Origin of the sequence: Rhodococcus sp. IEGM 1330 (genome assembly GCF_033142445.1) — a bacterium.
Taxonomy (GTDB): domain Bacteria; phylum Actinomycetota; class Actinomycetes; order Mycobacteriales; family Mycobacteriaceae; genus Rhodococcoides.
The window spans coordinates 235,859-251,189 of the sequence record NZ_JAWLSB010000007.1 but is presented as its reverse complement, the minus strand read 5'-3'; the positions used below and the strand labels follow the sequence as shown (position 1 = coordinate 251,189).

At 64.8% G+C, this 15,331-nt stretch carries 4 protein-coding genes; 3 read left to right on the top strand and 1 reads right to left on the bottom strand.

Annotated features, from left to right (window positions below; all coding sequences use genetic code 11):
- Positions 1-633 precede the first annotated feature (633 nt).
- Entirely contained in the window at positions 634-2,250 is a 1,617-nt protein-coding gene (locus tag R4P57_RS18090; RefSeq protein ID WP_317804188.1) for a polysaccharide biosynthesis tyrosine autokinase, read from the top strand.
- Positions 2,251-2,534: 284 nt separating this feature from the next.
- On the opposite strand, the gene R4P57_RS18085 is transcribed toward R4P57_RS18090, so the two are convergent.
- On the bottom strand, positions 2,535-4,310 hold the full coding sequence (locus R4P57_RS18085) for a DUF4012 domain-containing protein (protein WP_411742388.1): 1,776 nt from the start codon (positions 4,308-4,310) through the stop codon (positions 2,535-2,537).
- A 314-nt stretch (positions 4,311-4,624) separates the two neighbouring features.
- On the opposite strand from R4P57_RS18085, the gene R4P57_RS18080 reads away from it, so the two are divergent.
- Both R4P57_RS18080 and R4P57_RS18075 read left to right on the top strand, forming a co-directional pair.
- Positions 4,625-14,446, top strand: a complete 9,822-nt coding sequence (locus tag R4P57_RS18080; protein ID WP_317804186.1) for a non-ribosomal peptide synthetase — start codon at positions 4,625-4,627, stop codon at positions 14,444-14,446.
- Positions 14,446-15,324: a cyclopropane mycolic acid synthase family methyltransferase gene (locus tag R4P57_RS18075; protein WP_317804185.1), complete on the top strand. Its 879-nt coding sequence runs from the start codon at positions 14,446-14,448 to the stop codon at positions 15,322-15,324. The genes R4P57_RS18080 and R4P57_RS18075 overlap by 1 nt, the downstream gene beginning before the upstream one ends.
- Positions 15,325-15,331 lie beyond the last annotated feature (7 nt).

The following is a 15,331-nucleotide window of genomic DNA, read 5'->3' as shown; positions in this document are numbered from 1 at the left end:
GGGAGCACGAACGTATTTGGGAAATAGTCTCGACTACGGGGAATCTCGACACTATTGAGGATCGAGTCCGAAATGGCCGTGGTGACTCCGGGGTATTCCCCGAATATGCGGCGGTAGCGAATGAGCCGGTTGGTTCCGTTCGACAGTAAGTTCCGCAAAGTACCGATCGGCGGAATTCATGAACGGTGAAAAGGGGGTGCGGGGGTGCGAGGCTTCCGCGAAGATCGTCGCGGCGGGATGGGTCCAGATGTCCGTCTCCACATCGCGTGCAATGGGCGGGCAGTCCCGCGGAGTCGGTCGAGGTGTCGACGCAGGGCTGTAGGCCAATGAGTGTCGAGGATCACTTCGGCTGTCGCGTGTGGTGCGCCCCTGCCTATCGTCCCTGTACGCGGGTGTGACGGCAATTAACCGACAAAGTCGATCAGCGTAGTTCGAGTGCCGGAATCAGGCTCGGATTACTCGGTGACACCTCACAACCGGGTATTGGCTTGGTAACACTCGTATATCGAACGAATGAATTAACTCGCTTTGCGCCCGAGCTCATCCGGTGCACAGAAAGCAACCAGCTATGTAACGATTGAGCCTCGCAGTGGCACGTTGCGAGTTGTACCAAACGGACGAGGGGCGCGAAACATGGAGATACAGGATTACCTGAAAATCCTGAAGGCACGATGGATCATCATTGCCGTCACCGTGGTCGTAGCCATCCTCGGGGCCCTGGGCGCGTCCCTGCTGACGACGCCGCTCTACGAGTCGAGCGCCAGAATGTTCGTCTCCACCTCGGGTGGAACGTCGGTCAGCGAGACCTACCAGGGCAACCTGTTCTCCCAGCAGCGTGTGGCGTCGTATTCGGAGTTGGTCACCAGCGAAGCGTTGGCCGCTCGAGTTCTCGATGTACTTCCGCTCGGCCTGACCCCTTCGCAGTTGGCCGCGAAGGTGCAGGCATCCTCGACTCCCGACACCGTGCTGTTCGACATCACCGTCACCGATGCATCGCCGGCGCGGGCTCGCGACATCGCCAACGCGATGGCAACCGAGCTGACGAACCAGGTGCGGGAGCTCGAGACACCCGAGGACGGCGGTACCCCGTCGGCCGGAGTCAAGACTTTCCAGCAAGCCGACGAATCCGCAGCACCGGTGAGCCCGAACACCAAGCGCAACCTCGCCCTCGGTGCAGCCGTAGGACTGCTGCTCGGTATTGCGTTGGCTGTACTGCGTGACCGTCTGGACAACACGATCAAGGACCGCCGCGAGATCGAGTCGATTTCGGGCAAGGCCCTCGTCGGCACCATCCCGTTCGACAAGGCGCGCACGACGCAGCCGGCCGTCGATTTCCAGGACGTCGCCCAGTCCGCCAGTGCCGAGGCCTTCCGTGAACTACGCACCAATCTGCAGTTCCTCGAAGTCGACCACCCTCCGCGCGTCATCGTCGTCACCAGCGCCATCCCGAGCGAGGGCAAGACGACCACTGCGCTGAATCTGGCGATCTCACTCGCCGAAGCCGGCCACCACGTCGTTCTCGTCGAAGGCGATCTGCGTCGCCCGCGCATCTCGAAATACATGGGCCTCATCGGTTCGGTCGGCGTGAGTACCGTCCTTGCTGGGCAGGCGAAAGTGGACGAGGTGCTGCAGCCGACCAAGTACGAGGGCCTGCAAGCCATGGCGTCGGGTCCGATACCGCCCAACCCGTCCGAGCTGCTGGGATCGGAAGCGTCTCGCGCCATGCTGGTGGAACTGCGTTCCAAGTTCGACTACGTCATCGTCGACGGCGCACCCCTGTTGCCGGTCACCGACTCGGCGGTCCTGACCACCCATTCTGACGGTGCCCTCCTGGTCACCCGCTACGGGCATACCAAGAGCAACGAATTGTCCAGGGCCATCAACAATCTCGACACCATCGGCGCCCACGTCCTCGGTGTCGTGTTGGCCTTGACGCCCTCGAAGAAGGGCGACATGTACAGCTACTCGTACAACTACACCGCCGACACCAACCTGCCCCGCCAGGTGACCCCGCCGGCCCCCGCGTCTGCCCCGCAGGCACCCGTCGCCCCGCCGACGCATGTGCCCCCGCCCGCTCCCGCGGCCGTGCACCCTCCGGCCCCGCGACCGCCCGGCCAGTCTGCTTCGGCGTCGCCTGCCGCCGGTCCGCGGACAGCAGAGACAGTGAAGGATCCCCAGCCCTACAGTCGAACCCGTCGCTCGGAGACTCCGTCCAAGAATGGTTCGGAGAAACCGACACTACGAAAGTAGAGAGCGGGCGGTCGGAGTCGCTGCACCACGACCGGTTGCGACTAGTCGCGCGTCCAGCAGCAGGCGGCGCAGGTGCATTCTCGGATGAGGGCGCAAATGGCGTGGATCATGAACCGCATTCGGACCTGAGCCGTGCTCGGATCGGCGCGAAATCGGACGCCACTCACCCCGCCCAAGTCAACACACTTGGGCGGGGCGGCGGTAGGCGCAGAGGAGATGTCGAGCACCGGTCGACCACGTCACGGAACGGGGTCGACAACGCTCCGAGTCATTTCACGGGACGATCAGCACTGCGGAACGTCGACCGTCACAGTCGGTTGATCCACCAAAGGCTGCACTGGAACGGTCGGCTCGCCCGGTGCAGAGGGCTCCTCGAGCTCCCACGACACCGTCTGAGACTCACCCGGCGGGATGGTGAGGTACGCAGCCTGCACCGGCCGGCCCAACTCGGTGCCGGCCTGGATGGAGAATCCCGTGATCCCGTTGACCTTCATGGACGTGATCTTCGCGCCCTGAGTGCCGTACAGGTAGACGATCGATTCGTTGGTTCCGTACTCCACAGTCGGCTGAAATGTGCTCGCCACGTAGGTCGTCAGGCCCGCGGGATCCGCGTTGTTGGTCAGCGTTGCCGTCACCGTCGATTTGCGGGTACCTGCCGTGCACGATTCCGCCGAATACGTGATGTCGCGGGTGAGGTAGTAATCGAGCTTGTTACCGCCGGCGTTGTTGACCACCACGTCGGCGTACGGGGCAGGGCTGTCGGGCAACACGTGACCCACCTTGGTGCCGGCCAGAATTGCCTGCTCGGCCGGATCTGCGCTCCATACCGCGATGCGGCCCTCGCTGCCGGCGCGGCCCACCGCATCGAGCAGAGACCTGGTGGGTGCAGCGCCCGTGGTCATCTTCTGCACCACTGCCGCGGCGATCTCCTGCAGATATGCCTTACGGGCCAACTGATCGTCACCGAACCTGGAATACGCAGTGCTGAGGGTGATCTCGACGACGTTCTCCGCGGTGATCTGCTCACCGTCGGCCAACGTGACCGGGCCCGTGGCACCGAGGATGTAGCTCAACGCAATCGGGTCGGTAGCAATGGTGCCGTTGAGCACCTCACCCGTCTGCTCCGTCCACATCGACGACCAGATCTGGCCGGCATACGGAAAGTGCGGGCTCGCATTCGAGTTCCGGAAGTCGGTGGTGGTGTTTCGCGGAGCCCATAGCGCGGTGTACTCGGGCCCCAGATCGATGGGCTGTTCCGCGAATTCGAGTTCGTTGTTGGCACCGAGAGTGTCGACGCGCGCCGTGCCGTTCTCGGCCCGAATGATGCCGTAGCCACCGAGCAACCCGCCGGTGCCCCGAGCCTCCGCGTTGGTCTGGAACGCGAGAAAGTAACTGCGCGGGCCGTTGTCGCCGAGCATCGACGGCAACAGTTCGCTGGCGATCCGGGTGTTGGTGAGCAGATTCGCGAGTTCGTGAGTCTGATCGATCAACGACGTGCGAGCCTCGTCCACCACGCCGAGGAAGGCGGGCTCGTCCACCTGCTGCGCACGCTGACTGAGCTCGTCGGCTGCGGCGGAGGTCTGCTCCAGTACTGGCTGCGCGTCCCGCAGTGCTGCGGTATCAACCTTGCCGCCGCCTTCGACGAGGCTGCTCGGATTCAAGCTCGCACCCGCTGCCGACGCGGGGGTAAGCACGTCCACGGCCAATCCCTGCACCACATCGCTGATCTGCGCTACCGATTTCAACGGACTACCGAGATAAGGAACGGCTTTGGCGATGGAAAACGGGATGGACGTCGTCGCCGATTTCGCATCGTTCGCCGACTCGGAGGCGCGCGCCGCTGCCGCCTCGGCACCGGCTGCGTCGCCGTCGAGCAACGCATCCTTGGCCTGTGTGGCCGAGTCGCGAGTGGCGGTCAAACTCGACTGCGCGGAATAGGCTTCGTAACCAAGCCACACCGCAAAAGCTATGACAATGACCAGAAATACCCCCACCGTGATGAGAATCGGCCGCTTTCTGCCCGATTTCCGACCCCGGGTATCGGTGGAACTGGTTGCCATCGTCGGTGGCCTCTCGGTAATAAGGAAGGAGTTCGAGTGCATATCCTAAGGGGGCGCAGCGGATCCGGGGTACCGGTCGTTCGATTGCACGATTGAACGAAGACTGTTGTTCGTAGGCACCATGCAATGTCGCTCCGGGTAGAGCATTCACATCGTGTCGACTACTTTGTAAGGGGCGATGTAGTTCACCGTTGCTGGGCGGCAAGCCAGCCGAATCGATGCCGTCGGGGCATATGCGTTGAGGAGGTCGGTGAGTGTCGCCAGAGGTGGGTGAGCCGTTCGAGGATGGCCGCTTCCCCCTATCTGCTGCGCAAATGAATATCTACCTCGCTCAGCAGCTGGCACCGGATGTGCCGTTCACCATTGCTCAGTACGTCGAGATCCGCGGCGATATCGACCCGTCCGTGTTGATTCGCGCGACGGACATCGCCTGCAGACGGCTCGAATCGCCAGCTGTGCGGATCGGAGTGGACGACGGTCACCCGTACCAGTGGTCGGACCTCCGAGTGCCGTACGCCATGATCTACCGCGACTTCACCGACCGCGACCGTCCCATCGAGGATGCCCAGCGCTACATGGACGAGCAGTACCGGCAACCGGTGGATCTGGTTCGCGACCAACTGATCGCCTCCGAGATCATCCAGGTGGGCCCGTGCCACTACTACTGGTACAGCCGGGCTCACCACATCGTGATGGACGGCCTCGGCGCAATCTCGGTGCAGGAGCGCACCGCTGCGGTGTACACCGCATTGACCTCGGGCACCGAGATCCCGAAGACCCGCGCCATCGGAGTGCGGGAGATCTACGACTACGAGGCCGCGTACCCCAACTCCTCCCGCTACGAGACCGACCGCCAGTACTGGCTCGGTCGACTCGGCGGCCACCTCGAAGCCCCCAGGCTGGCCGGTAGCCCGAGAGAACCGGCCGCTCCCAGCGGAGTGACGGTGAGTGTCGGTGCCGTCTTGGGCGCAGACCTCACCGAAGCCGTTGCCGCAGTGGCACATCGGTACAACTCCTCCGACGTCCCCGTTGTGCTCGCCACGTTCGCCCTCTATCTCGCGCGCATGACCGACACCGAAGACGTCATGCTCAGCTTGCCGGTATCGGGCCGAGCGACCACCAAACTGCGGGAATCGTCCGGCATGATGTCCAATGTCGTGCCGCTGCGCATCGGCGTCGAACCAGGGGTCACCGTCGAGGAACTCCTTCGACGGATTCAGGTGGAACTCACCGGCGCACTTCGCCATCAGCGGTTCCGCGTCGAGGATATGCAGCGGGCGACCGGCGACGGTACCGGCAGTGCCGCCGCAGGACGCGGGGTATTCGGCCCCACCGTCAACATCATGATGTACAACAGCACAATTCGGCTCGGCGACGTCATCGGCGAATACCGCGTGCTCTCCAGCGGCCCCATCGACGACATGATGGTCAACGTCTACCCCGGGGTCGCCGGCACGAGTACCCGCGTCGACTTCCTCGGTAACCCGGCGCTCTACACCACCGATGAGCTCGCAGCTCACCATCGACGCTTCCTGGCGCTCCTCGGCGAGGTGGTTCATGCACCCGAGGGACTCGCCGTGTCCGAGCTCGAGGTGATCGACGCCGAGGAGAAGGCAGCGCTGCTGAGCGTTGGTGCACCGTCCACCGTGACGCCCGCACGGCTGTCCTCGCTGCTGGCAAGCGGCACCGTGGTGCGTGCCACCGGAGTCGATCAGTCCAGCGACGACTTCACCAGGGTCGCGGAACATATTGCTGCGCAACTTGTCTCGATAGGCGCGGCACCCGAGAAGCGCATTGCCGTCGCAATCGAACGCTCCTACGAATCGGTGCTGGCGTCGTGGGCAGTCTCGATCTCGGGTGCATCGTTCGTTCCACTGGACCCGAGCGAGCCCGCCGAGCGGTTGGCTGGAGTACTCGCCGATGCGCACGTCGAATTCGGCATCACGACTCGTGCTGGTGTGCAACACCTTCCGGGCACGATCCAATGGTTCGACATCGAGGACCTACTCGACGCGGACGCGAGGCCGCTCACGCCGCCGACACTGCACGTCGACAACGAGGCCTACGTCATCCACACCTCGGGGTCGACGGGAAAACCCAAGGCCGTCAGCGTCACTCACCGCGGACTCGCGCAACTCGCGGCCAATGTCGTCGACCAGTATGCCGTTACTCCCGACTCGCGCGTGCTGCACGCGGCCTCGCCGGTCTTCGACGCGTCCATTCAGGAAATCCTTGCCGCGTTCGCTGCGGGTGCCACACTCGTGATTGCCCCGGCCGACGTCTACGCCGGTCCCGCCCTCGCCAACGTATTGGACCGCGAGAAGATCACGCATCTGATCACCTCGCCGACGGTGCTGGCCACTCTCGATGCCGACGACCTCAGCTCCATCGACGTCTTCGACGTCGGGGGAGAGGAGTGCCCTCCTGCGTTGCGGGACAGGTTCGTCGCTGCCGACCGAACGATGCGCAACGCGTACGGGCCGACCGAGGCGACGGTGTTGGCCACGTTGTCCGACCCGATGCAGGCCGCCGAACGGGTGACGATCGGCGCGCCGCTGCCGGGTGTCCGCGGACTGGTGCTCGACGCGCACCTGCGGCCCACGCCATGTGGAGGCGTCGGCGAGCTCTATCTCGGTGGGGACGGACTTGCCCGCGGGTACAGCGGTCAGCCGGGTGTGACAGCGACGCGGTTCGTTGCAGACCCCGGGACAGCCGGAGCTCGGTTGTATCGCACGGGAGACATCGTCCGCCGGTCGTTCGACGGTTCCACGATGGAGTACCTTGGCCGCAGTGATCAGCAGATCCAGCTGCACGGGCGTCGACTCGAACTCGGCGAGGTGGAAGCCGCGGCAACGACGTGTGCTGGAGTGACTGCTGCCGTCGCCGTCGTTCGCGACAACAGACTCGTTCTGTACGTCACCGGAGTCTCGGCGGAGCTCGACGGTCATCTCCGGAACCGCCTGCCCGCGTGGATGGTCCCCAGCACCGTCGTTGTTCTGGACGTACTACCCATGACGGCGAGCGGCAAGGTCGACCGTCGTGCGTTGCCGGCCCCCACCACATTCGTAGATACCGAATACGTTGCGCCGCAAACCGATACGGAACGTGCCGTGGCGAAAGCGTTCGCCGACGTCCTCGGTGTCGAGGAGGTGGGGCGCGAGCACTCGTTCTTCGAGCTCGGCGGCGACTCGCTCAGCGCCACCAGGGTTCTCGCACGCCTCGGTTCCGCAATCTCGTTGACCGTATTGTTCGCCGACCCCACAGTCCGCGCAGTCGCGGCTGCCATTGACGCGTCCGCGACGCGCGAGGTGTCGCTCGAGCTACTCGATACCGTTCTGCCGGGACGTATCCCGCTGTCGTATGCGCAGCAGCGGTTGTGGTTCCTCAACCAGTTCGATCCCGCATCGCCCGCGTACAACATGCCCGTGGCGGTCCGAGCCCGAGCCGGTGACGACGCCCCGATGGTTCTGACGGCTCTCCGCGACGTCATCGAGCGACACGAAGCCCTGCGCACGTACTACCCGTCCGATGGCGACGGTCCGCGGCAAGTGGTGCGACCCACTGATACCGTCCTGGTCAAGGTGCCCGAGCGCACTGTCTCCGAGCGGGATCTCGACCCTGCTGTCGCGGCGGCCGCGGCCGAGGGGTTCGATGTGTCGGCCGAAGTACCCATCCGCGCAACGCTTCTGCGCCTGCAGGAATCCGGCGACACCGTCGTCGTGGTGGTGGTGCACCACATCTCGATGGACGGGTGGTCGGTCGACCCACTCGTACGCGACTTCGCATTCGCCCACGCCTCTCGCGCCGCAGGTCACGCGCCCACATGGCCACGCCTGCGCGCGCAGTACGGCCAATACGCGGTGTGGAACCGGGCAACGGTGGATTCGGTTGCCGACGAACAGCTTTCATTTTGGGAGTCAGTTCTGGGTGATATGGACACCGCACCGGCGGAGTTGCCGGCGGACTTCCCTAGGCCCGCGGTGCAATCGATGTGCACGGGCGCAGTTCCGTTCGAGATCGGGTCGCAGCTGCACTCGGGGATTCGTGAGCTGGCCCGATCGACCAACTCGACCACGTTCATGGTCGTCCACGCCGCCGTGGCCGCAGCCCTGAGTCGATTCGGTACCTCGAACCGCGTGGTCGTCGGGTCTCCGACTGCGGGGCGAGGTCACGAAGCACTCGACGAGATGGTGGGCATGTTCGTCGGAACCCTGCCCCTAGCAGTCACCGTGGACCCGTCGGGGAGTTTCGCGTCCTTGCTCGATGCAGTGCGCACCGCAGACCTCGATGCCTTCTCGCATTCCGACGTCCCGTTCGAGCGCATCGTCGACGCCTTGGCGACCGATCGATCCCTCGACCGGCATCCGCTGTTCCAGGTGATGCTGGCATTCGACAATGCGCCGCACCGATCGGTCGAGGACCTGCCCGTCTCGGTGCTGGAGATACCCACCCGCACCTCGGAGTTCGACATCACTCTCGTGCTGTCGGAAGCCACTGCAGAGCAGGGTGATTCGACGGTCCTCACCGGCCAGATCGAGTACGCACTGGACCTGTATCACCCGGCCACCGTCGAACAGTTCGCGTCGGTGATTCTGGCCATCCTCAACGCGGCGGTCGTGAACCCCACAGTTGTCGTCGGCGACCTCGCCCTTGTCGACACGCCGGCATTGCCATCGTCGATGCCCGGCGGAACGCTACTCGACGTGTTGAACGGTGGCGCAGCCAGTTCCGATGATGCGGTCGCTATTGACGGCCTGGATTCGGTGACGTACACCGAGCTCGATCGTCGCTCGAACAGGATCGCGCGGCTGCTCATCGCACATGGCGTCGGACCGGAAACACTTGTCGCTCTGTCCCTCGAACGCTCGGCCGAGTACATCGTTGCGCTGTGGGCCGTAATGAAGGCAGGTGGCGCGTTCGTGCCCGTGGACCCGCGCTACCCGGCTGTTCGCCGGGAACAGATGCTGGGGCACATCGAGATCGGTTTCGGCGGACTCGAGCCGACCGTGCACTGGCTCGACGAGACTCAGGCCCAGCACTTCAGCGACCTGGCCCTGACCGATGCGGATCGCCTGGCAGCGCTGAAACCTGCGCACCCCGCCTACGTGATCCACACGTCGGGTTCGACGGGAACACCCAAGCCGGTGGTGGTGACGCATCAGGGTGTGCACGGGCTCGCGCAGCAGGTCATTCCCCGCTACGGAGTGACGTCGAGTTCACGAGTGCTGCATGGATACTCGGTCAATTTCGACGCCGCTGTACTCGAGCTCGTCCTTGCTTTCGGGGCTGGGGCGACCATGGTGATCGCGCCGCCCGATCTACTCGGCGGGGACGAGATGTCGGCCTTCCTCACTGCGTATCGCGTCACCCACTACCTGTCCACACCTGCGGTGCTCGCCACCGTGCCGCCGACCCCTGGGATCGAGACCGTCGCCGTCGGCGGTGACGTGCTGGGCACCGATGTCGCGGACGACTGGTCGGCAGGGCGGTCGATGCTGAACGCCTACGGTCCCAGTGAGGCGACGGTGGTGGCCACGCTGGCCGAGTCGCTTCGTGCCGGTGAGCCGGTCACCATCGGTCGGCCGTTGGCGCATGTGGGAGCGCTCGTGCTCGACGACCGGTTGCACTCGATGCCACTCGGGGGCATCGGGGAGCTGTACCTTGCAGGCTCGGGCGTTGCCCGCGGCTATCGCGCGGACCCGGCGTCGACCGCCGCGCGCTTCGTCGCGGCACCCGGCGGCACACGGATGTATCGCACCGGCGACCTCGTCCGGCAGCAACTGTCGGGCATGCTCGACTACCGCGGGCGCCGGGACCACCAGGTCCAGATCAACGGTGTGCGCATCGAACTGGGAGAGATAGAAAGTGCACTGACGGCGCACCCCGACGTCAGTGCTGCAGTGGCAACAGTGCGCGAGAACAGAATTCACGCATGGGTTGTCGGCCTCGACGGGCAGGACGCTGCCCAGTGGCTACTGGACAGGCTGCCGTTGTCGATGCAGCCGGCCGTCCTCACCCAGATCGACGGTATTCCGCTGACCGGCAACGGCAAAGTGGATCTCGCCGCCCTGTACTCGAATACGCTTCTCGGCGGCGATCCGGCGGCGGTGCGCACCTTGGCGCAGGAGGTGGTTCTCGGAATCTTTGCCGACCTGCTGGGAATCGCGGATCCTGCCGTCGACGACAATTTCTTCGTCCTCGGCGGGGACTCTCTCGTTGCGACGCGTGCTGCAACTCGCATCAGTGCGGCGCTCGGTACCCATGTTCCGGTGCGGACCATCTTCGAATCGCCCACCGCGGAACAGCTCGCGTCCGCGATCGAGTTGCTGTCCGAGAACTACATTCCACTACCGGCTCTGGTCCACGATCCCGACGCGCGGTCCTGCCCTGGCCTTGCCCCGGCCGAGCGCCGAATCTGGCTGCAGAATCGATACGACCCGGCATCGGCCGCGTACAACATCGCCTTCGAGGTGCCGCTTCCCGCAGACCTCGATCTCGATGTTCTGCGGGCTGCGATAGCGGATGTGCTGGAACGGCATACACCGCTGCGCACGATGTACCCGTCGGCGGCGGATGGTCCCGTCACCGTTGTTCTCGACCCGCAGATCGTGCTGTCGACGTTGGACGATGCTCATGCAGGGCAGGATGCTCTGGCCCTGCACGGCTTCGACCTGACCCTCGAAGCACCGCTACGCCTCGGCCTGCTGGATCGAGGCGGCGAGCGCGTGCTCTCTGTCGTTGCGCACCACATCGCGATCGATGGCCTCTCGCTTCGTCCACTGGCCCGAGACGTCGAGATCGCTCTGCTGGCCCGACTGTCGGGATCTGCATCGGAATTCGACCCTCTCGTCGTCGACTACTCGGACTACCGGGTGTGGCAGCGGGATGTGCTCGACGCCGTGGCGTCGGAGCAGCTCGAGTTCTGGCGACGCACCCTGTCCGGCGTGCCGGAGTTCCTCGACCTGCCGACCGGAACCCCTGATCCCACGGCCGAAGCGACTGCCGTGGAGTTCTCCGTCGGCCCGGAAACCCTCGCACGGCTGCGGTCGCTCGCGCATCGCGTGGGCGCGACGGTGTTCGTCGTGGTCCACGCGGCGTTGGCCGCCGTGCTGGCCGAAGCCAGTGGCACCCAGGACATCGCCATCGGGACCCCGGTGGCGGGCCGATCCGACGCAGCGCTCGACCACCTCGTCGGCATGTTCGTCGGTACCGTCGTCCTCAGGACGGAAGTCGATCCGTCGACGACGTTCGAGGACTTCGTCACCGCGGTCCGCGACCGGGATCTCGATGCCTTCGCGAACTCGGACGTCCCGTTCGAGTGGGTGGTGGACGCCGTGCAACCCACTCGCGCCGTCGATACCCATCCGCTGTTCCAGGTGCTCCTGGCCTTCGGTGATACTGCAACTCCGACGATAGAACTGGGGTCGTCGGCGATCACCCCGCGGCGCCTGGACATCACGGCCACGCAGTTCGACCTCGAGTTTCTGGTCGACGAGTCCGCGGCCGGACTTATCGGCCATCTCGGATACTCATCCGCGCGGTTCTCGCGGTCGGTGATTCTCGGCCTCGCCGAGCGCCTGACCGAGGTGTTGACCATGGTCGGGGCGCAGCCGAACATTCGGCTCGGCAGCGCAGAGTTCGGGCACGCCCCGTCGGCCGTTACCTCTCACCGCGACAGCGCACCCGAGCGATACACGCTGGCGGCAGTGTTCGAGCAGGCAGTGACGACCTGGCCGGACAATGTCGCTGTGATCGACGGCTCGCGATCGTTGACCTACCGCGAGATGGATCGACAGTCGAATGCGCTGGCAGAGAAGCTGATACGTGCAGGTGCTCGGCCAGGCGCTCTGGTGGCGATCGCCTACCCTCGCTCCGTCGACTACCTCATCGCGATCTGGGCCGTGGCCAAGACCGGTGCAGGTTTCCTGTCCATCGACCCGTCTCAACCCGTGGCTCGGGTGCAGGAGATCCTCGATCGCGCAGCCCCGGTCACGGGAATCTCGGCTGCCGACTTCCATTCGGTCGGTGGCGATTGGATGAGCGTCACCGGTGACGAGCTCGACCGCCTCGACGTTCGTGCAGCACCGCTGGACAGCGTGGCCTACGTCGTCTACACCTCGGGTTCGACCGGGGTGCCCAAGGGCGTGCGGGTAACGCACCGCGGCATCGCGAATTTGGTGCAGAGCCAACGAGATCTCTTCGGAGTGGAGCCGGGATCGCGGGTGCTTCAGTTCGCGTCGCCGAGTTTCGATGCGTCGATCTTCGAGACACTGATGGCCGTCGGTTCGGGAGCCGCCGTGGTGATCGTTCCGCCCGAGGTGCACGGAGGGCGCGAACTCGAAGCGCTCATCGAGCAACACCAGGTGACCCATGCGTGCCTCACGCCGACCGTCTTACAGGTGACCGACGCGGAGGCCGTGCCCTCGCTTCGAGTGGTCGTCATGGCAGGAGAGGCCGCCAATTCTGCACTGCTGCAACGATGGTCACGTCGACGTTCTGTGTTCAACGCCTACGGCCCCACCGAGGGGACCGTCATGAGCACCTGCACCACGAACCAGCGAGAGTGGGGCCCGGCGGTGCCGGTGACCATCGGCGGACCGATCCGCGGCTTCGACGCAGTGGTCCTCGATGCCCGTCTACGCCCGGTAGGAAACAACGTCGTCGGAGAGCTCTACCTGAGCGGGGCCGGTCTTGCCGAAGGATATCTGGGGCAGAGCGGAACGACGGCGAGCAGCTTCGTTGCCAATCCGTTCGGTGACGGTCGTCTCTACCGAACAGGCGACCTCGTGCGCTGGGTTGTTCAGAGCAGCGTGGTTCGGGGCAGCGATCGAGAACTCGAATATCTGGGCCGAGTGGACTCGCAGGTGAAGGTTCGCGGCCATCGCGTCGAGCTGTCCGAGGTGGAAGCGGCGCTGCTGCGTCACCGAGATGTGCGCCAGGTCAGCGTGATCGGTCGTGCGCAGTCGCTCGCTGCCTACGTGGTGGGCGGCGTCGAACCGCGGGAGGCTCGCGATTTCCTGGCCAGGAGACTCCCGGCGTACATGGTGCCCGGTACCGTGACCGTCGTCGACGCATTGCCGATGACGTTGTCCGGCAAAGTCGATGTGAGCGCGCTGCCCGAGCCCTCGGTCATGTCGACCGAACGGCGAGCCCCGGTCTCCGCGAACGAAGTGTTGGTGCACGCCGTGTTCTCCGACGTCCTGCAGGTGGCAGGCGAGGACATCGGTGTGGACGACAACTTCTTCGATCTCGGCGGGCACTCCCTCTCCGCGGTGCAGGTGATGGATGCACTGGGGGACCGGCTCGACCGTCCGCTTCCCATCAGCCTGCTGCTGGTACATCCGACGATCTCGGCCCTGGCAACGCAACTCGACGCGGGCGAGAATGGTGTCGACAGTGCCTTCGAGGTGGTGCTTCCGCTGCGAACCGAGGGCGTCGGCGCGCCGCTGTTCTGTGTGCACCCGGCCATCGGGATCGCGTGGAGCTACTTCTCGCTGCTCGGGGAGACCGAACGTCCGCTGTACGGCCTCCAGGTGCCCGGTATCGCCGACGGTGAAGCCGCACCGACCTCGATCGAGGAATTCGCCGAGAGGTATGTGCGCGAGATCCGAGGCGTTCGGCCGCACGGCCCCTACCACCTGCTCGGATGGTCGCTCGGCGGCGTGATCGCGCATGCTGTTGCCACGCAACTGCAGTCGGAAGGTGAGGACGTCGCCCTGCTGGCGCTCGTCGACGCACAGCTCTCGGCACCGGAGGGCGCCGCAGAGTTCGGCATCGACGATCTTGCTCGGCAGCTCGGGGTCGAGGGTGACTCGTTCGAGACTATCGTGGATCGATTGCACGACAGCAGAAGCGAGCTGGCGTTTCTGACCGTGGATCATCTGCGGCGAATGTATCGTCCCGTCGCGACGGCTCCCACCTGGGTGGCGTCGTACACGCTGGCTGTGTTCGCGGGGCCGGTGCACTACTTCGCCGCTCGCGGCTCGCACGGCGCGGAGCACTGGACGGAGTTCGTGGGCGGGCGGATGTCGGTTCACCGGGTCGATGTGGAACACGAAGACATGCTGGGCGAGCTCGGTGCCCGTGCACTAGGCCGAGTGATCGGCACCGATGCTGTGGGGAAAGGTGTGGCGTGATGAGCGAGCAATTGGAGCCGTACGTCGATGACGTGCGTGCACACTACGACCTGTCGGACGAGTTCTTCGCTCTGTTTCTCGACCCGAGTATGACGTACAGCTGCGCCTACTTCGAGCGTGAGGACATGACGCTGGAGGAGGCGCAGACGGCCAAGATCGACCTTGCCCTCGGCAAGCTGGACCTGAAGCCGGGCATGACGCTGCTCGACATCGGCTGCGGTTGGGGAGCTCTCGCCAAACGAGCGGTCGAGAAGTACGACGTCAACGTCATCGGTCTGACGTTGAGCCGAAATCAGTACGAGCACGGCCGCGCTGTCGTTGCCGACCTGTCGAGTGACCGCACCGTCGACATCCGGTTGCAGGGGTGGGAGGAATTCGACGAGCCCGTCGACCGGATCGTCAGTATCGGCGCGTTCGAGCATTTCAGACGTAACCGATACTCGGCATTCTTTGCGAAGTGTCGCTCGGTACTGCCCGCCGACGGACGAATGTTGTTGCACACCATCGTCATCACGCCACCCGATCCGGCCTCAGGTGCGGGCGGTCTCACGCGCGAGGATGCGCACTTCTCACGCTTCATCCTGCGCGACATCTTTCCCGGCGGACAGTTGACGCTCGTCAAGGTGGTCAAGTCCAAGGCGGCCGACGCCGGGTTCGAGTTGCTGCGGGAACACGCTCTGGGGCCGCACTATGCACGGACGCTCGACACCTGGGCCGACAAGCTGATCGCGTCCAAGGACGAGGCCGTTGCCTTGTCTTCCGAGGCGACCTACGACAAGTACGTGCAATACCTCACCGGCTCGTCGGCACGTTTCAAGAATTCACGCATCAACGTCGTGCAATTCACGCTGGCAGCTGCAGACATACCTGTGACGTGACAAGGAT

Coding starts and splice junctions, on each gene's coding strand:
- R4P57_RS18090 (WP_317804188.1), top strand. CDS start 634: ATGGAGATACAGGATTACCTGAAAATCCTGAAGGCACGATGGATCATC.
- R4P57_RS18080 (WP_317804186.1), top strand. CDS start 4,625: ATGAATATCTACCTCGCTCAGCAGCTGGCACCGGATGTGCCGTTCACC.
- R4P57_RS18085 (WP_411742388.1), bottom strand. CDS start 4,310: ATGGCAACCAGTTCCACCGATACCCGGGGTCGGAAATCGGGCAGAAAG.
- R4P57_RS18075 (WP_317804185.1), top strand. CDS start 14,446: ATGAGCGAGCAATTGGAGCCGTACGTCGATGACGTGCGTGCACACTAC.